Below are 17,737 nucleotides of genomic sequence, written 5' to 3'. Positions count from 1 at the left end.
ATTGATGACAAGAATAAATTAGAGTTTGTGGAGGACTAGATTGAATATAAAAGTAAAAGAAATTGAGAATAAACTAGAAAAGGAATTTGTATCGAGAGAAGTATTGTATGATCTTCAAGAATGATTTGGAATGCCAGAAAGTACAGAAGAATATATTCAAGATTCACAGGAAAAGCCTTTTCTTGCTTGTTATATTAATGATAAACTTGTTGGGTTTATTGTGTTAAACGCAACCAGCAAGGATTGTGCAGAGATTTTTGTGATGGGTATAAAAAGGAAATTCCATAGAATGGGAGTTGGCTCGGTACTTAACAAAGCATACGAAGCTATGGCAAGTAAGATGGGTTACACATACTCACAGGTAAAAACTGTTCAGATGGGACACTACAAAGAATATGATATTACAAATCATTTTTATATCGCGATGGGATATAAAGAATTGGAATGTTTTCCAACTTTATGGGATGAGTGGAATCCGTGTCAAATATATATTAAATATCTAGGAGTGTGAGAACTCTAAGTTTATTTGCTTGAAACCTTTTAACGATAGGCAGAGATAATTGTTAAAAGGTTCATGGATATGTTTCTGCATACGAACATGTCGATAAGACATACCTAGTGTTTACTCGTTTAATGTGAGCTGCGGCGGACGCTCTAGTATTGATGACAAACGAATAGAAAAAAAAGAGAATTGAGGGAAAGTGTATGTTAGAAAGTAGACCTGAATTTAAAGATATAAAATCATTTGAAGAATTCAACAGATATTATTGGTATCGAGAGGAGTTATCAAAAGTTTGTAAGTCTCTTGGATTAGAATATAGAGGAACAAAAAAGGAACTGAATTATATTATAGAAGAATATTTTAAGGGAAATAAAATAAAAAAATCTTCAAGGAATAAAAATAAAAAGATAACTGATAATATAACATTAAATACTCCATTACTAGAATGTGGATTTTCATTCAATCAAAAATTTAGAGACTATTTTTCAGAGCAAACTGGAATTAAGCCATTTAAATTTAATGCGAATATGGCAGAATCTTGGCGAAAAGTAAAAAGAAAGAACGACAAAAATTTTACAATTAAAGATATGCTTGATGTATATAATGGAGACTCTGATTACGCAAAATATGATAATTCTACTAACCAATGGAACCAGTTTGTAAAAGATTTTAACTTAGATGAACGTAGTGATAAATTTTCTAATAAGATGAAAGTTGCTGCAATTCTTTGGAACGAAGTGAGAGAATCTAACCAAAGTAAAGTATATTCAAAAGAGCTTTTAAGCAAATATGCAGATAAAATAAAAGGATATTGTAAATGAGTAAATTCTACATTATATAATGTGTATTATATATCAAAAACATAAAACTCGATATGCTTCCAAATACGTACTAGTATAAAAAACCCTATGATATGTTTACCAATACGAGGAAAACATTAAAAAAAGTCAATGATATGTTCGCGGAAACGAAAAAATGAACTTTTTATCCATAGTGTCGACTCCAGGCATGTTGAGAGTGTAGTATTGATGTCAAGAAAATAAGATAAGATGTCATAAGACTGTTGAAATCAATGGCTTTTAGGATTTTAAAAGAATTCTTAAAAGCCATTTTTTATTTGAAAAATATCTTGTTGGAATATATCGATAGTAAAAAGCATAGGGGTGTGTAGACACTATGTATATTTTAGGTGGAGTGAACAGAATGAATAACATCAGGTTACTTATCATATAATAAAAATGATATAATAGTAATTAGGTTGAATTAAGGAGTTCAATATGAATAAAAAATAAATCTGATATTACCTAAAAAACAATTCCAAATCCAGCGAGTAGGAATCTATGCACGAGTCAGCACGACAGATAAAGACCAGTTAAATAGTTTGGTGGCACAAATATCTGCTTTAACTAGACTTACATCACATTACTCTAATTGGAAACTTGTAGATATTTACATTGATATTGAATCAGGAAAAACTAAATCAAGTAGAAAAGAATTCTTAAGAATGCTTGAAGACATAAAGAAAGAAGACGTTAATATAATCGTTACAAAGAGCGTGAGTCGATTTGGTCGAGATACAGTAGATGCTTTAGAGGCATTAAAAGTAATAAAGCAAGCCAGCGCAAGAATTATCTTCGAATAAGAAAATCTAGATAGCCAGGAAGGTGATACAGATATGATCATATCCATTATGGAATTTTTAGCATAATCAGAAAACGAACAGCGAAGTGAAAATACAAGATGGGGTCTAAAACAAAGAGCGGAACAAGGCACATCAAAACTTTATAATCGAAAGTGCTATGGCTATGATCATGATGAAAATGGAGAGTTGGTTATAAAATTTCAGCAAGCAAAAATAGTCAAGAAAATATTTAATTGGTATTTAGATGGAAAAAGTGTCATAGGCATTGTCAAAGAACTTGAAAAAGAAAATATTAAATCTCCAACAGAAAAAAACAAATGGCAAAAAAGAAGTATTGAAACTATGTTAGAAAATGAAAAGTATACAGGCTCTGTGAAACTCTTAGATTCAGTAAATAAAGAAAACTATTATCTTCTAAGAGATAATCATGAAGCAATTATTGCAGAGGATGTATTTAATAAGGTTCAAGAAGAAAAATCAAGTAGGAGTAACCTTGATGAGGACAATGTTAGGAAGAGTAGAAAATATAGTTCAAAAAATCTATATAAATAGCAGGAGGTATCTAATATGCTTAAAAATCTAAAATTATTAAAGGATGATATGAAAAATAAGGGATGGACAATTTGTAGTTTTATTTTCAGTTATAAAAACACAGAATACATTGTTTTAGTTAAAAGATTTGTTGTGACTGAAATCCGAATCAATAAGTACGCTCTTGTAAAGCTTAAATTTATGAAAGAGAGTGATTTGAATGATTCTTTAGAGATTGAAGCCAATAGTAATAAGCTAATTGTAGATGCACAAACATTGAGAGAATATTTTGGCATTAAGTATTGCGATAATATTGGTGATGTACTAAAGCAGTTTACTTCACAATTGGGAAATTCAATTCCAATTGAAGTTAAAGATGAAATTTCAAAGTTGGAAAAAGAGGCCATGGTTCATTCATTAAGCTTAAGTGATTCTGAGGATCCAGAAAAAATATACTGCACAAAAGTACGAAGAAATCCACAAGGGCATAAGAGGAGTGAGTTTAATTCTGATAAAACCAAATTACTTAGAAGAAGTTTGTTTGAACATTTTAAAGGTGATGATAGTATAAGTTTTTGTTATTCTAAAGAAAAAAATAATGAAAAAGATGATGCTACTATATTAAAGAACTTTTCGATGCAATAGGTAAAAATATAAATAATAGTTTGAATAACGATGGAAAATAGCCTAACTAAAAAAATACGTGAGGCAATAAAAATATTGAAAAAATCTGAAAGTTCAGCGGATTTAACCGAATAGATAATTTTAGATATAGCCTAACTATCACACGTGGAGAATGTAGTATTGATGTCAAGATTGAAGGGAAAAGTGGGACAATACTATTTTTTTACAATCTGAATAATAATTCAATTGATAAAAATAGGAGATATTTAAAAATAGATTATTAATTAATCAGTCCATAGGTAGTTAGTAAGTATAATATTATTGAGGTGATTTCCATTAAATATGTAATAAATAATATTGAATTTGTTATTTCTACATGTATATCAGTGCTAGCTATAATTGTTTCAGCAGTTGTCGCTAAAAATATACTAAAAAAAGAATTGAAAGAAAATAGAAAATTAGAACTTGAATTGAAAAATTCAGAAATTTTACAGCAAGTAAGAAATTATAAAAATACATTAGTAATAAGACAAATAGATAACATGATAGAAATTTCTTTTGAAATAATTTATTATTTGAATGAAATTGAAAGCTTAAAGTTGTCAAATAAACTCTTTTATTTATTAGAAGACATTTCAAAAATTCCAACCATGATTAAAAGGTACGATCTGTTTAGGGAATTTGCCGCTGATTATAGATTAAATACTATTAATAAATACGAATATCTTATTAAAAAAATAAATACGAAGAAACATAGGTTTAAATTGTTAGAAAATACTATTGAGTTTAACAAAGTAAAGATATCTATTGAACTTCCAGATTTTGAAGAATTAATGGATGATATAATACAAGATACTAAAATTTGCCAAAATATACTTTTAGAAACAAATAAGTTGGAGGAAAATCCATTAACCACTGATGATGACAGAATAAATTACATGAATAGAAAAATTGAAGGTGAATTAAAAAGTATATTTTTTTCAGAAAGAAATAGTTATGAGGTCTTATATAATCAAATGTCATACGCAATAAGTTCATTATATAAATTGCAACCAGTGATATCTGAATTTATTATTGACTTTGAGGAAGACTAGAAATATATATGAGCACTTAATAATTTAAAGGTTTAGGAAATATTAGTGGCTGGATGCAGTTTCAATTTTATTATAATCAAGACTATTATATTAAATTATGATATGAAAACTTTTGAAATAAATTCTTAAAGATTTATGGATGTTTTATTTAAACATTTGATTTCAAGCATATGAACAACTTAATTTCAAGCAATACTAACTTGATAATAATAAAATGAATGAAAGACATTTGTAATAAATATTTGTAATAGTAATCAATCAACATATATTTTATAACGGAGAATTAAAAGAAATAATAAAATAGAATATAGAAAAAGCCATCACAGGTGAAGGAAGTGGAAGGATTGAAGAAATAGATAAAGAAATGTTAAAGGTTCAAGAAAGCTTTTAAAAGTAGCTAATGCCAATAAAGACTACACATACCTTGCAAACAAGGTAGAGGAGTTAAGGAATGAAAAAGAAAAGATGCTCCTAGATATGGCGGTAGAGAAGAGTGAACAAAGCAGGCTAAAGTAATTAGAAGAGTTTTTAGAAAATCAGGAGTTAGAAATAGAAAGCAATGATGAAGAATTGGTAAGGAAACTAGTGGAGAAGATAGTTGTATATGACGAATATTTAAAAGTAGTACTTAAATCTGGACTTGAGGTTGAGATAGAAAATTGACAAGGATAAAAAGTAAATATACAATATAACTAACAGTACCCGACACACCTCTTAACAATGCGAACCATGTGGGGGGGTATTGTTAGAAAATCTGCAAGCTTAAAAATTATAATTAGTTTGTAATAATCAATTTACATTGTCTGTGTTGATAATATGGTAAAATTGATTAAAACAAGGAGGTATTTTATGAAGTATGAAGATATTAGATTAAATGTTTCAAATGATACTATTAGTGATTATAAAGTATTCAAAGGAATAAAATTATATTCTGAAATGTTTAAAGCAGAAGATGGGAAAAAAATCATTAATAAAAGAGTGTTTGTAACTCCAAAAAGAAATTATGTATATTATGAAAGGACAGATATAAATTGGAATTATTGGTCAGATAAAACAAAATATGACTCGAGTTTTGATTTAAGTGATAAAAATCATAATACAATATTTGAAGTAACATCTGAATTGGATGATTTCTCAAAATACTTAGATGAAGAAGTAATCAAAAAAATTATAATGAAAGAAAAAAGAGAAGAGATAGTAGAAGTACTAGATATTTGAGACTGTGTAAAATTCTGTGTATAGAAACCTCCTGATTATGGTTAAGAAAAACTAATCAGGAGGAATTTTTATGCCATAAGAAAGCGATCAGAAACAAAATCTCTAAGATGTTAATTGAAGAATATTAACAAGAAACAGCACAAGATTTACAAGATGCTCTAAAATACCTTTTAGGTAATACAATGGAGCATTTGTTGAAGAATATGAAAATGCATTAGTTTTAAATAAAATGTTAAAAGAATTTAGAAATAATTGAGAATAAATATATTCCCACATACGAGATTTCTCTAAAATATTAAATATTATTCATACTGACCACTCAAGCCAGGTAGATTACTGAATACACTGAACGTCCGGTCAGACGACTTAGTGAAAAGATTACGGTTTACGATGAGAAATAGGCTGTGGAATTCAAATCAGGCCTTGCGATAAAAGGAGATGGATGAAAAGAATATATTAAAATAGGGCACCTCGTCAGGAAATGGCGGGGTGATTTTTTGTAGGAATACTTTAAACATAAAAAGCATATGAAATTGCTACGGCATTGTCGAGTCGGTATTAACATATTTTTACTTGACAAGGCAATAATTCATGATATAATTAGTATGAAATGTATAACAAAGCATACTAACTCTCAAGGAGATAAAATATGAAAAAAAGCAAGCAATATCATAGTAACTTGGAATATGAGAATAAAACTGAGAAAAACGAACAGGGGCTTTATGCTTGGACTGCAAAAGTTGGCTCAAAAGGACAGATTGTAATTCCAAAAGAGGCAAGAAATTTGTTCCATATAGAAAGTGGTGACACAATTCTCCTGCTGGGTGACCAAAATCAGGGAATAGCATTGATAAGTGGTGATAAAATGGCTGAGATGCTACAGGCAATTAAAGGAAAGATATTATGAAACGATTAAAAATTATTATGGTTATTTTGATTGTAATAGTTGTGATTCTAGTGGGTTTTGCATATCGAACGCTTCACTTTGATTATGGAAATGATCGGTTTATGAAGAAAAAGGGGAAGCAATTAGGATTTACAGAAAAAGTGTACAAGACGACTGATGGCAGTGAAATAGCATACTTAGAAGGACCTGATAATGGGGAGCCGCTTTTACTAATTCACGGTCAGATGGTATCAAAAGAAGATTATGCGAAGGTTTTACCGAAACTATCGAATCGTTTTCACATCTTTGCAATAGACTGCTACGGACATGGAAAATCGTCTAAACATCCTGATAAGTATCAGCTAATTCCTATTCGTGATGATTTGATCGACTTCATGCGTGATGTGATTGGTGAGAAAACATATCTTTCAGGACATTCCTCAGGTGCTTTGATATCAGCGGCAATAGCTGCAAAGGAAAAGGAACAGGTAAAAGGGCTTCTCCTTGAAGATGGACCTTTCTTCTCTACAGAGCCTGCTAGAGCAGAAAATACTTTTTCTTATCTTGAGTTTAAGACAATCCATGATTTTCTGTCGCAGCAAGCGGAGAAGAGTTATACGAGATATTATCTTGATCATACTTACATGAAATCACTTTTTAATAAAGATGGAAAAGATAACTGGGACTTTATAGTTAAAAATCCTTTTTCCAAGAGAATCAGAGAAAATAGTAGCAAAATGCCAATTGTTTGGTATTATCCTCCTGAAATCGGTTTGAATGGATTGATATTCTTAACGAGAAATATGCAGGACGGAACAGGGAACTATGATCTTCGATTCGGAGAGGCTTTTTACGATTTTTCCTGGTTTTATGGAGTTGACCAGAAAAAGATGTTGAGCGAAATAGAATGTCCGACAATCATTCTTCATGTTGCGCCTTTAAATGAAACCGCGCCGAGCTATTATGATAATAATGGAATACTGATATCTGCCATGGATGAAAAAGACGCAGAAGAAGTGCATGTGTTAATTAAAAACAGTACTCTTAAATCAGGCTATGAATCAAGCCACAATATTCATGCTGACTTACCGGAACAGTTTGTTCATGAAATGATGGAGATGAAGCAGCAGAAGTAGTGTATATTCTAATTGAACGGGCATTGACATTTACCCGAAAACATCATTTTTTTTGCCAACTTCTATCGTGCAACGAGCGTGGAGGCTCTCTTCCTGATGTATCGCTATCGTCAGAGTGGTCTTGATACATGTTAAGACTAATTATAGTATTGATGTCAAGAAATTAGGATAATGGTCAATAAAACTCTTGAAACAGTTGGCTTTTAAGATCTCTAGAAGAAATCTTAAAGGCCATTTTTCTATTTGGAAAACACCTTGTGGGAACAGTTTGAGTGTAGATTATAACAGGGTATGTAGACGCTATGGTATTTTAGGAGGGAGTGAACAGGGTGGATAATTTTAGGATACTTATCATATAATTAAAATGATATAATAGTAATTAGGTTGAATTAAGGAGGTAATTATAATGAGTCCTTTAGTTGTATATTATTCATATTCAGGAATAACAAGAAGATTAGCAGAAGATATTGCGTTGATTACTGATGGAGATTTGAGAGAGCTGAAGCTACAAAAGCCTTATTCATTCTCATATAATACAGCTGTAAAAGAAGTGAGAGAAGAAATTGAAAAAGGATATTGCCCACCTCTTATTCAAGGGGCGGAAACTATTGAAAATGAGGAGGTGGTTTTTATTGGTTCTCCTAATTGGCTTAAAACTTTTGCCCCACCCGTGCTATCGTTTTTAAGAACGGTTGATTTAAGTGGAAAGACAATTATTCCGTTTTGCACGCATGGCGGAGGTGGTTTTGGGAGAATGATTGAAGATTACAAAAAGGAATGTAAGAATTCAATTATTAAAGACGGAATAGCGTTAAAAGGAGATTACAGTTTTGATGAACTAAAAACATGGTTAGATAGTAATTTATGAATCCCAGTTTATTAAACTCAAATAACCAAATAAAAGATACAAGATAGCAATTCACGAAGCAGTAAATCAAATTGGTTTACTGTTTTTTTATTGCTCAAAATCAAGAAGAAAGGACAAAGAAAATAAAAACATAGAAAAAAATTTTAATGGAAGAAGAAATCAAGCAGTTACAAAACAAAAGAAAAAACTCATCAGTCAGCAGAAAGAGGAAGCACGAAAAAAGAGAGATAGACGACTTTATGAAAAAGAAGGAAATTATGGAATAAAAAGATATTAGAGAAAACTTAGAAGAAATGATGAATGATAACTACAAGGATTTTATAAAAGCACTTGTGAGCATAGAAAAAGGTGTTAATGATGAAAAGGCACTTGAAGAAGTCTATGTCTTATATATGAACAATGACACAACAGGTCTACTAAGTGATGACTTTGACTATATGATTGATGATATGAAAGAACAAGGTAAGATTGTTGAAAATGTAAGTGATTTTGAAGAAAAAGATGATCTTATAAATCTTGTGGGTAATATAGCAGGTCAAGTAGAAAATCTAGAAAGAGAAAATGCTAATGGAGAAAAGTTCAAGGTAAGCAACTTTTCAATTGTTTCAAAAGATGACGATGGGAATAAAGTTTATACCAATTGTTCAGCCTATGGAGATAAGACAAAAGATTTAGAGAACCTAAAACAAGGAGATTTTATTAAAATATTTGGTCAAGTAAAAACAAGCATTGACAACAACGGAAAGGAACATAAAAATGTTCGTATTTTGTCTTCTAAGCTCTTAAAAGCAAAAGAACAAGTAAAGAGTCAAGACAAGGATAAAAAGTCAATATTAGGGCAAATAAAAAGCTTTAAGACAGATGACAAAACTAAGTCAAATAAGAAAGACCATAGCAAAGGCGCAGAGAGATAAATATCGGCAGTCTTCGGACTGCCTTTATTTTTTTGATCAGTTTAACGCAGTAAATCATATAATTGAAAGGAATCTGTGTTATATGCTATAATTAGGTAGTTAATCTATATATTTAGAAAGGTAAAATATAGAATTGGAGAATGATATGGAAGAATAAAAGAAGAAGGAAGCTTTGACAAGCTTATGTCGATGAAGGGTGAGTTTTATAAATTATATTCTACTCAAGCAAATAAGTATAAAAAATAAATATTAAATTGAGTATTTGTAAAATAATAGTAAAGAAGAATGGGCTTAATAAGCACTATTTTTGTTAAAATCTTTGGACAAGTAAAAACAAGTATTGATAACAACAGGAAAGAACTTAAGAATGTTCGTATTTTGTCTTCTAAGCTCTTAAAAGCAAAAGAACAAGTAAAGAGTCAAGATAAAGATAAAAAGTCCATACTAGTGCAAATAAATGATTTAAAAAGTAAAGATAAGAAAAAGACAAAAAAGACATGATTTGCAAAGGAGGATAAGATGGGAAAATGGATCGGTATAGGTCTGATACTAGGAACAGCTATCGGTGTAGCTACAAAAAATATAGGACTTGGCGTAGGTATTGGACTAGTACTGGGAGCTGCTATTGGAGCTTCAAAACAAGAAAAGAAAAAGTAATAAATCTATTTATTAAATGCAGGAGTATTTAAATGAAAAATAATTTTACAGACTTTGTAAGAGAATCTGTGATCAGCAAAGGGCTAAATTTACAAATAAACACTCCCAAAAAATATTTGCTAAATTTTAATATTGATGACTTTTATTATATAGACTTATTTAGATCAAAATTAGATTTGCTAGTTCGTAAAATAAGTAAGGAGAATTTTAAGTATTACAATAAGAACATTATGGTCGGCATCTCGGGTTTGTATTATTGGAAAATGTTAGATTGGGATATGCAAGAAAAATTAGACATGATATAAAGGAGGATTCATTATTATGAATGAGTATATTATAGAAATCGATGACTTAAGTAAAAGCTATAAGAGTAAAAAAGCTTTAGATGGGATTTCCTTAAATATTAGTAGAGGAAGTATAACAGGACTATTTGGAGAAAATGGTGCTGGAAAGACTACTTTAATGAAATTACTAACAAACCAAATAAAGCCAGATAAGGGTAGGATTATTATCAATGAAGAACCATTGGTTTTTAATTCGAAAATTAACTCAAGTATAGGCTGTCTATTAGAAAAACCTTCATTATATCCATATTTAACAGCTCATCAACATTTATTGTTATTTAATATATTAAACTCTGACAATCAAGAATCTTTTATAAAAGAGCTTATGGAAGCATATGGCTTAAATGAATTTAAAGATGTAAAGGCTAAAGAATATTCCCTGGGTATGAGACAAAGACTAGGGCTTGGACTAGCTGAGTTATCTGGTAGTGAAATATTAATACTTGATGAGCCCTTCAACGGCTTAGATCCGGTAAGTGTAAATAAGTTTAGAGAGCGTATCTTATATTTAAAAAGTAAAGGAATGACCATAATATTATCTAGTCATTTGATTAGAGAACTAGATGACCTTATAGACAATTTGGTGATTATATCAAAAGGCAAATTGCTAAGTGCAATAAGTTTAGATGATTTTATGAAAGATAAGGAAAATTCTCTCGAAAAAGAAATTTTAAAAATTATGGAGGTTTGATATGGGAAATTTATTTAAATTTGAATTATTTAAAATTAGCAAACAGAAAAAATTGCTGGCTATGGTGGGATCAGTTTTAATTTTTCAACTAATAATGGCGATCTTTATAAAATACAATGAAGATTTTATGTCCTATGAAAAAGGTGTACAATATTCATTTCTTGGTCCGATTTTATTTAATGTAAACATAATATTTTTAACTTGTACTATGTTTGCCGAAGATTTTGAATATTTGACTATAATTCCTATCAAAACTAAATATCCAAATATTTCTAAACTTATATTAGTAAAATTAATAGTGATATTCTTAATGCATGTAATCCTACTATTTCTTTGTGCAAGCTTCACTATGGTTTTATCTTTTGTTTTACTAAAATATAAACCTAGCTTAGATATGATTAAGAGTGTTTACCTTTATAATTTTTCGATGATTGTACCCATATCTATTGTTGTTATGTTGTCGTCAATTGTTATTATGATAACAAAAAAAGAAAAAACTGGCTTAGTTTTAGGTTTGCTGATTTACATGTTCTATGGATTTGGAACTGGATTTAATTTTTTAATTATAAAGAAATTTCCAATCTTTAAGTATGGCGTAATAAATCTTTTGAATTTACCAAATCAACTAATAGATTCACAATATACAAATTTAACTCAACTAAGTATTTCTAATATGATTCTTACTTCACTAATCTGTTTGATTATTGAAAGTTTAATCTTATATAAAATATCAAAAGAAAAAGAGGTTTAGTTTGACCTGAACCCCAAAATCTGGAATGCGGATAGAGGGGTTTTTCATGCCAAAATACACAAAATTATTTACAGAGCCTAAATTTCATATTCTCGAAAAATGCTTAATCTTAATAATTTAAGATTTGCTGGATTTGTATATAATTAATTATATCTTTCTAACTCACTTATATGATAATTCTCATAGTTTTTCCTATACTGAACAAGGTCTGAAAATTGCTCTTTATTCAAAGAATACTCTTGCATAAGGGTGTTCTTTTTTTCTTGCAATTTATCGAGTTTGGATAGTATTTTTTTGTATTTGGTAGCTTTTTATAGTTTTCTAAAATTTCTTTAGCGGCTATTTTATAAACGGAAAGTTCGCTATAATATTCTTCTGCGAATTGTTTGTCCTCAAGATTTTTCTTTTGGTATTTATATATTTCACGATACTTATTTATAGTATTTATATTTTCCATATCTTGGGATAAACTCTTCATTTCACTTTCAATTTTCTTTATTTTATCTAATAAGTCTTGTCTATCATCAGCAGATTTTTGATCAGGTCATCGAGTTGAGTAATTGAATTAATTCCTTGTTCTCTTAATTCAATTATTGAATCAGCCATTGTTTTGATATTGTGTTTTCTTGCCCAGACTTCGTAACCTTTAGAGGATTGTGCTTTTTCATTAGTAGATATATCAATAACATTTCCTATACGCTTTTTAGTAGGATTAGCTTTATTTTTAATTGCTAAATCTATTCTTTCTTTGATTTTTTCTTCGGTATAATCTTCTCCGATAGTCTTCGCTCTTGTAAATCTTTGCTTATCTTTATGACGAAAAGAAATGTGTTTGCCAAACTTAATTTCATAATCAAGAGATTCCATATTTTCTAAAAATTCTTCCCAAGATTTAGATTTATTAATCATTCTATCTATATCAAATTGTAGTTTAGACTTCCAAGATTTTCCTTTCTTGTTTTGGTCATATTCGTACCACGATTTACCCGCAGTTTTATATTTTCTTTTGTAAGCTTCATAGTATTCATCAATGACTGAAAGCTTATTTTCTTTACATAATTTGTCACTTTGAAACCTGATTTTATGGTATGTTTTTTTGTTAGATTGGTAGCATTTACCAATCTTGTAATTAACATTATTAAAAATAATATGGTTATGGATATGTCCTCTATCTACATGAGTTGCAAGAACAAATTCATAATCTTCTTTTAAAATTTTTTTACATAATTCCATTCCAATTTCGTGTGCTTTTATAGGATTAACCTCTCCTGGTAGAAAAGATTGGATTAAATGTCTAGCCAAAACTGTACCCTTAGTATCATTATCTTCTCGAGTTTTCAAAAATTGAATATGGGCAGTAGATGGATGACATTTAAATGAAGATACCAACATTTTCTCATCAGTTTTTTCACTCTTAGTTATATAGTCTATTGCCAAATTTAGAGTTGATTTTATAGGATGTATTTTTGTAATTGCCATACTAATCACAAGAACTTTCTTTCGATTTATTAAGAAGTAGGGAATGGATCTGCCATATTTCTTTTGATAATTTTTCTATCTGTTTATTCATTGATTCGATTTCATTCTTGTATATAACTCCAGTTGTATTAGTAGTTTTTGCAATCTGGTTTATGTTATTTGTTGCATTTGAAAGTAACCATTGTAGGTTTCTAAATGGTTCTAAATCCACTATATAAATTTCTTTTTCTAACACACATTTTCTAAGAAGGTGGGACATAGTTTTGCAATTTGCAAGTTTCATTTTCTCTTGAAAAACTTCTTTTTCTTCCTTAGTTAGTTTTATTTCTATTCTTTCATTTCTAAATCTATTTGCCATTTTATTCTCCTTTATAAAATATATTTCGGGGTCTTAGGGTTCTCCCTAACAAGGTAAAAATTAGCAGTAGACTTCAACCAATCGCTAACTATATTAGCTCTTGGGAAGTCCTTGCATAGCACCTACCAAACACTCAAGTAAACTTTCGTGTGGTTAGGTGCGTAAAAAATGGAGCAAGCCGTTAAGGTCTGCTCCATTAATTTTTTCATAAGTGTCCGTACACTTACTGTGCTTGCTATTAAAGTTATAAGCGTTAATCGTGTATTAAGTTTTATTAATTATACCGCATTTAAGGAAACTAATAAAGAAGCACAAAGGAAGTTTTAATAGATAGCTAAAAAAGTTTTTGAAATTTCGAAAGATTATTTATTAAAATATAATATTGTTTATGAGTTATCAAGAGATAAATATGAAACTACAATTAAAAAGCTGAAAACATAGAAATGGAAAATAAAATCTATTATATAAATTAAGCTGATGATAAGTTTGAATTGACTTTTTAATTGGAAATAAAAGTAGATATTGATAGATAGCAAGTATATCTTAGATAATTTAACCTAAGCAAAATTTTTATCTAAATTTATGCGAGATTTTAAGTTTTACTATTGACAACAGTTATCAATACTGATAAAATTATTATCGAGGATACAGTCGATAATAATAGGAGGGGAATAAATTTGACAGGAAAGAGATTATCGAAAGAAGAAAGAGAAAGACAGATTCAAGAAGCTGCAAAAGGGATAATTTTAGAAAAAGGTTATGAAAACGCCACAATGGATGATGTTATTGAGAAATCTGGGATGTCAACAGGTGGAGTTTATCATTATTATAAAAGTTTATATGAAATCTTCTATGATATTATGTTTAACGGCTTAAATTATGGAGAAAGGAGGAATTTATCAGGTGCAGATAAAAATGTACAAACTTTAGTAGAGTATCATTTATCAAAAATATACGATGATAACGAGTATAAGTCATTGTTTGCTATTTTATTACAAGGAGTTGCGAGGAATGAAGAGTTAAGAAAGATGTATGTAGAATTAAATTCGATATATGAAGAAAAATTATATTCTGATTTTGAAAAGAGTGAAGTTTCTAAACGTATGCTTGGTGATAAGTTTTTATTATTTTTAATACATTCACTTATTTTAGGATATGAAACTTTTGAACCATTGGGTTCAAAAAAAGTATTTAATGAGAACGAAGATTTTATTAGAGAAGTGATTATTTTATACTTAAAAAAATTTAATGATAATTAGGGAGGGATTTAAATTGAAATTAAAATTAAAAGATGTAATTATTGTGAGTTTGTTAGGCGTTGTAGGATTTATTATAAGTATGATTTCATCCACAATTACTCAAATGTTTGGTACCTACGGTGTTTTTGTTCATGTTTCCATTGGAAGTTTTCTTTGTGCACCTATTTATTTTGTTATGTGCCACAAGATTCCAAAACATGGTGTAGTTTTTATTTATTATCTGTTAGCAGGAATAATATACTCAATCATGGGCTTTGTTCCGATGCTTCTAATAATGATAATTGCAGGTTTATTAGGTGAGCTTTGTATTGGAAGCGGGGAAAATTTTGAAAATGATAAAAATATTAGTATTTCATATGTTATATCTCAGTTGATATATGCACTTCATGGATTCTTTTTTATTTTAGTGTTTGGAGTTAATGGTTTAGTAAAAACATTTCCTAATTTATTTACGACAGAAAAGGCGCAAATGATTAAGGATACATTTTTCAATCCTAAGAATATGTTAATTATATTATTGGTGGAAATTATAGCCGCTATTTTAGGAACGATTTTGGGGAAATTTATATACAATAAATTCTTCAATAAAAACACAAAAAGAAAAGAAATGCTATCTTGAATATTTTAGATAAGATAAGATGCAATGTGAAAATAAATCCAAATTCAATTGGTATTCTTATGCTTATATATACAGGCATCGTGTTTTTTAGTACGATGCTTGTATATTGGCTGATGATATTGTTTAGCTTTATTTTACTTATTGCTGTCAATAGAGAAAAGTTTATATCATTCTTTCTTTTCTATGTGAGTTTGTTTGGCTTGGTTATAGCGATTTTAAATAAATTTACAATTTCAGGATGGGTAGGTTCACTTTACACAATGGCTCTGATTATTATTAAGCTTTATCCTTTGTGGATTTTAGCAGGGATATTATCAAGCTTTAGGACATCAACGATGATATATTCTTTAAGGCGATTTCATGTGCCAAATTCTATTTGTATTGGAGTAGCGATTTTTCTTAGGTTTATTCCAGAATATAAAGAATATTTATCAGAGATAAAAGAAGGGATTAAGGCAAGAAATATAAAATTAAGCCTTCTAAAACCAATTCGTAGTATAGAGCTTTATTTAGTACCTATGATTTATAAAGCTTTTGAAACAGGTGAAATTTTAAGTTGTGCCTTAGTAACAAAAGGCTTTGAATATGATTGCGAAAAGACTTCATACGAAGATCTATCTTTAACGAGTAGTGATTATATCATTATTTTAATAGGATTATTATTTGCGGGGATTACAATATGGGAAAAAGTATAGAAGTTGATATAGAAAAATTTTCCTATAATGAAAAAACTATTTTAAAAGACATCAGATTTGCTGTGAACCAAGGAGAATTTATTGTAATTACAGGTTTATCAGGATGTGGAAAAACAAGTTTATTAAGATTATTAAATGGCTTGATTCCAAACTTATATGACGGCGATTTTATTGGAAATATAAATATATTAGGAAAGTCAATTTCTAGTTATAGTAAAGGAGAACTTGCAAAATATATAGGCAATGTATTTCAAGATCCAAATGATCAATTTTTTTCGAAAGAAGTTGAAAATGAAGTAGCTTTAATTGGAGAAAACATGGGAATGAAACGCCATCTCTTGCATAAAAGAGTTGATTCTTCCTTACAAGAAATTGGTATTACTGATTTAAGAAATAAAAAAGTAAGGGAGATTTCTGGAGGGCAGAAACAAAAAGTAGCAATTGCTTCGACTTTAGTATTTGATAGTCAGATTATTTTTTTAGACGAGCCTTCAGCAAATTTGGATTATAAATCAACAAGAGATCTTGGAAACATATTAAAACATCTCAAGGAAGAAGGTAAGACCATCGTTATAGCAGAACATAGATTATCATATTTAAGTAATTTACTGGATCGCCTTATCATTCTAAAAGATGGAAGAATTGAGGCGGTTTTTTCATCGAAAGAATTAAATGAAGATGTAGCAAAGAAGCATGAATTAAGATGTTTTCGAGATATAAATTTAAAATCATGTATGGGAAAGCAATATGATGAAAAACTAGTTACTGTTGATAATATTTATCTATCCAATAAAGCTTATAGCTTAGACTGGCCAATTAATTTTATTCTAAGTCGTGGTGAATGCATGGCTTTAATAGGAGAAAATGGAATAGGGAAAACTACACTGGCTAAGGAATTGACAGGTCTTCTTCCTATAAAAAAAGGAAAGACATCTTATGGGGACTCTGCTAGCATGAGATTATCTAATGTGGCGATTAGTCTTCAGAATTGTAGTAATATGTTTTTTCATGAAACGGTAGAAAGGGAATTAATTCCTAAAGATAAATATCAAGATAAAGATTATTTATCAAAAGTTAAGAATTATCTTCTGGACTTGGAATTATGGGATAAGAGAATGCTAAATCCTCACGACTTATCAGGTGGAGAAAAGCAGAGGTTAGCACTTTTGATTGCTTTACTAAAAGATGCGAAGGTGTGTATTTTAGACGAACCTACAGCAGGTTTGGACTATAGGAGAATGTTACTTGTATCGAATGCAATTAAAGAAAAAATTAAAAAAACTCCAATTATATTAATAACACATGACATAGAACTATTATTTCAAACGTGTAATACCGCTTATTTGATGTCCAAAAATGGAAGTGAAAAAATTAATGTTGATGGGAATGAGGATAAAATTTTAGATTTTTTTAATTGTATTGGAAATAAAAGTATAAATAGAATTCGAAAAGGGAGGATTGATTAAATT

At 29.3% G+C, this 17,737-nt stretch carries 19 protein-coding genes and 3 pseudogenes; 20 read left to right on the top strand and 2 right to left on the bottom strand.

Annotation, left to right across the window (positions count from 1 at the left end; translation table 11 throughout):
* Positions 1-40: 40 nt before the first annotated feature.
* From B9N53_RS06365 to B9N53_RS06290, 16 genes and pseudogenes are all read left to right on the top strand, one after another.
* A pseudogene (locus tag B9N53_RS06365) lies at positions 41-511 on the top strand (GNAT family N-acetyltransferase).
* Between the two features lie 194 nt (positions 512-705).
* Positions 706-1,323 carry an SAP domain-containing protein gene (locus tag B9N53_RS06360; protein ID WP_094204185.1) on the top strand — a complete coding sequence of 206 codons (618 nt, stop codon included), beginning with the start codon at positions 706-708 and terminating at the stop codon, positions 1,321-1,323.
* Positions 1,324-1,790: 467 nt separating this feature from the next.
* Positions 1,791-2,144 carry a recombinase family protein gene (locus B9N53_RS09370; protein ID WP_335341177.1) on the top strand — a complete coding sequence of 118 codons (354 nt, stop codon included), beginning with the start codon at positions 1,791-1,793 and terminating at the stop codon, positions 2,142-2,144.
* 186 nt (positions 2,145-2,330) lie between these two features.
* Positions 2,331-2,696, top strand: a complete 366-nt coding sequence (locus B9N53_RS09365) for a recombinase family protein (RefSeq protein ID WP_242432430.1) — start codon at positions 2,331-2,333, stop codon at positions 2,694-2,696.
* Positions 2,697-2,711: 15 nt separating this feature from the next.
* Positions 2,712-3,320 (top strand): DUF6037 family protein, encoded by a 609-nt coding sequence (locus B9N53_RS06350; RefSeq protein ID WP_094204184.1) that lies wholly within the window; start codon positions 2,712-2,714, stop codon positions 3,318-3,320.
* A 365-nt stretch (positions 3,321-3,685) separates the two neighbouring features.
* Positions 3,686-4,393, top strand: coding sequence for a hypothetical protein (locus B9N53_RS06345; RefSeq protein WP_094204251.1), 708 nt, complete (start codon positions 3,686-3,688; stop codon positions 4,391-4,393).
* 849 nt (positions 4,394-5,242) lie between these two features.
* Positions 5,243-5,611 (top strand): EXLDI protein, encoded by a 369-nt coding sequence (locus tag B9N53_RS06335; protein WP_094204183.1) that lies wholly within the window; start codon positions 5,243-5,245, stop codon positions 5,609-5,611.
* Between the two features lie 649 nt (positions 5,612-6,260).
* Positions 6,261-6,518: an AbrB/MazE/SpoVT family DNA-binding domain-containing protein gene (locus B9N53_RS06330; protein ID WP_044567017.1), complete on the top strand. Its 258-nt coding sequence runs from the start codon at positions 6,261-6,263 to the stop codon at positions 6,516-6,518.
* Positions 6,515-7,633 (top strand): alpha/beta fold hydrolase, encoded by a 1,119-nt coding sequence (locus tag B9N53_RS06325; RefSeq protein ID WP_094204182.1) that lies wholly within the window; start codon positions 6,515-6,517, stop codon positions 7,631-7,633. Before B9N53_RS06330 ends, B9N53_RS06325 begins: the two co-directional genes overlap by 4 nt.
* A 406-nt stretch (positions 7,634-8,039) precedes the next feature.
* Positions 8,040-8,501: a flavodoxin gene (locus B9N53_RS06320; protein WP_094204181.1), complete on the top strand. Its 462-nt coding sequence runs from the start codon at positions 8,040-8,042 to the stop codon at positions 8,499-8,501.
* Between the two features lie 293 nt (positions 8,502-8,794).
* Complete coding sequence (locus tag B9N53_RS06315) at positions 8,795-9,415, top strand: DNA-binding protein (RefSeq protein WP_242432429.1); 621 nt, start codon at positions 8,795-8,797, stop codon at positions 9,413-9,415.
* Positions 9,416-9,721: 306 nt separating this feature from the next.
* Positions 9,722-9,916, top strand: a pseudogene (locus tag B9N53_RS06310) (DNA-binding protein); the annotation flags it as partial.
* Positions 9,917-9,934: 18 nt separating this feature from the next.
* A complete protein-coding gene (locus tag B9N53_RS06305; protein WP_094204179.1) occupies positions 9,935-10,072 on the top strand; it encodes a glycine zipper family protein in 138 nt (45 codons plus the stop codon).
* A 32-nt stretch (positions 10,073-10,104) separates the two neighbouring features.
* A complete protein-coding gene (locus tag B9N53_RS06300; protein WP_094204178.1) occupies positions 10,105-10,377 on the top strand; it encodes a hypothetical protein in 273 nt (90 codons plus the stop codon).
* A 16-nt stretch (positions 10,378-10,393) separates the two neighbouring features.
* On the top strand, positions 10,394-11,107 hold the full coding sequence (locus B9N53_RS06295) for an ABC transporter ATP-binding protein (RefSeq protein ID WP_094204177.1): 714 nt from the start codon (positions 10,394-10,396) through the stop codon (positions 11,105-11,107).
* A gap of 1 nt (position 11,108) precedes the next feature.
* Positions 11,109-11,858, top strand: a complete 750-nt coding sequence (locus B9N53_RS06290; protein WP_094204176.1) for a hypothetical protein — start codon at positions 11,109-11,111, stop codon at positions 11,856-11,858.
* A 143-nt stretch (positions 11,859-12,001) separates the two neighbouring features.
* Here B9N53_RS06290 and B9N53_RS06285 read toward each other — a convergent pair.
* Positions 12,002-13,337: pseudogene (locus B9N53_RS06285) on the bottom strand (relaxase/mobilization nuclease domain-containing protein).
* Between the two features lies 1 nt (position 13,338).
* A complete protein-coding gene (locus B9N53_RS06280; RefSeq protein WP_094204175.1) occupies positions 13,339-13,695 on the bottom strand; it encodes a plasmid mobilization protein in 357 nt (118 codons plus the stop codon).
* Positions 13,696-14,372: 677 nt separating this feature from the next.
* Between B9N53_RS06280 and B9N53_RS06275 the strand changes: the two genes are divergently transcribed.
* The 4 genes from B9N53_RS06275 to B9N53_RS06260 are packed head-to-tail and all read left to right on the top strand — an operon-like array spanning position 14,373 to position 17,734.
* On the top strand, positions 14,373-14,954 hold the full coding sequence (locus B9N53_RS06275; RefSeq protein WP_094204174.1) for a TetR/AcrR family transcriptional regulator: 582 nt from the start codon (positions 14,373-14,375) through the stop codon (positions 14,952-14,954).
* Positions 14,955-14,967: 13 nt separating this feature from the next.
* On the top strand, positions 14,968-15,573 hold the full coding sequence (locus tag B9N53_RS06270; protein WP_199797386.1) for an MptD family putative ECF transporter S component: 606 nt from the start codon (positions 14,968-14,970) through the stop codon (positions 15,571-15,573).
* Positions 15,570-16,268: an energy-coupling factor transporter transmembrane component T family protein gene (locus tag B9N53_RS06265; RefSeq protein WP_199797385.1), complete on the top strand. Its 699-nt coding sequence runs from the start codon at positions 15,570-15,572 to the stop codon at positions 16,266-16,268. The genes B9N53_RS06270 and B9N53_RS06265 overlap by 4 nt, the downstream gene beginning before the upstream one ends.
* Positions 16,253-17,734, top strand: coding sequence for an ABC transporter ATP-binding protein (locus B9N53_RS06260; protein WP_094204172.1), 1,482 nt, complete (start codon positions 16,253-16,255; stop codon positions 17,732-17,734). Before B9N53_RS06265 ends, B9N53_RS06260 begins: the two co-directional genes overlap by 16 nt.
* The last annotated feature ends 3 nt before the right edge of the window (positions 17,735-17,737 follow it).

Source organism: Finegoldia magna, assembly GCF_002243175.1.
GTDB classification, from domain to species: Bacteria; Bacillota; Clostridia; order Tissierellales; family Peptoniphilaceae; genus Finegoldia; species Finegoldia magna_J.
The sequence above is the reverse complement of the archived record's forward strand: the minus strand, read 5'-3'. Positions and strand labels throughout refer to the sequence as shown.

Bases quoted from the DNA above. Each gene is read 5' to 3' on its own strand.
- B9N53_RS06360 (WP_094204185.1), top strand. From the start codon at position 706: ATGTTAGAAAGTAGACCTGAATTTAAAGATATAAAATCATTTGAAGAA.
- B9N53_RS06350 (WP_094204184.1), top strand. From the start codon at position 2,712: ATGCTTAAAAATCTAAAATTATTAAAGGATGATATGAAAAATAAGGGA.
- B9N53_RS06335 (WP_094204183.1), top strand. From the start codon at position 5,243: ATGAAGTATGAAGATATTAGATTAAATGTTTCAAATGATACTATTAGT.
- B9N53_RS06330 (WP_044567017.1), top strand. From the start codon at position 6,261: ATGAAAAAAAGCAAGCAATATCATAGTAACTTGGAATATGAGAATAAA.
- B9N53_RS06325 (WP_094204182.1), top strand. From the start codon at position 6,515: ATGAAACGATTAAAAATTATTATGGTTATTTTGATTGTAATAGTTGTG.
- B9N53_RS06320 (WP_094204181.1), top strand. From the start codon at position 8,040: ATGAGTCCTTTAGTTGTATATTATTCATATTCAGGAATAACAAGAAGA.
- B9N53_RS06315 (WP_242432429.1), top strand. From the start codon at position 8,795: ATGATGAATGATAACTACAAGGATTTTATAAAAGCACTTGTGAGCATA.
- B9N53_RS06305 (WP_094204179.1), top strand. From the start codon at position 9,935: ATGGGAAAATGGATCGGTATAGGTCTGATACTAGGAACAGCTATCGGT.
- B9N53_RS06300 (WP_094204178.1), top strand. From the start codon at position 10,105: ATGAAAAATAATTTTACAGACTTTGTAAGAGAATCTGTGATCAGCAAA.
- B9N53_RS06295 (WP_094204177.1), top strand. From the start codon at position 10,394: ATGAATGAGTATATTATAGAAATCGATGACTTAAGTAAAAGCTATAAG.
- B9N53_RS06290 (WP_094204176.1), top strand. From the start codon at position 11,109: ATGGGAAATTTATTTAAATTTGAATTATTTAAAATTAGCAAACAGAAA.
- B9N53_RS06280 (WP_094204175.1), bottom strand. From the start codon at position 13,695: ATGGCAAATAGATTTAGAAATGAAAGAATAGAAATAAAACTAACTAAG.
- B9N53_RS06260 (WP_094204172.1), top strand. From the start codon at position 16,253: ATGGGAAAAAGTATAGAAGTTGATATAGAAAAATTTTCCTATAATGAA.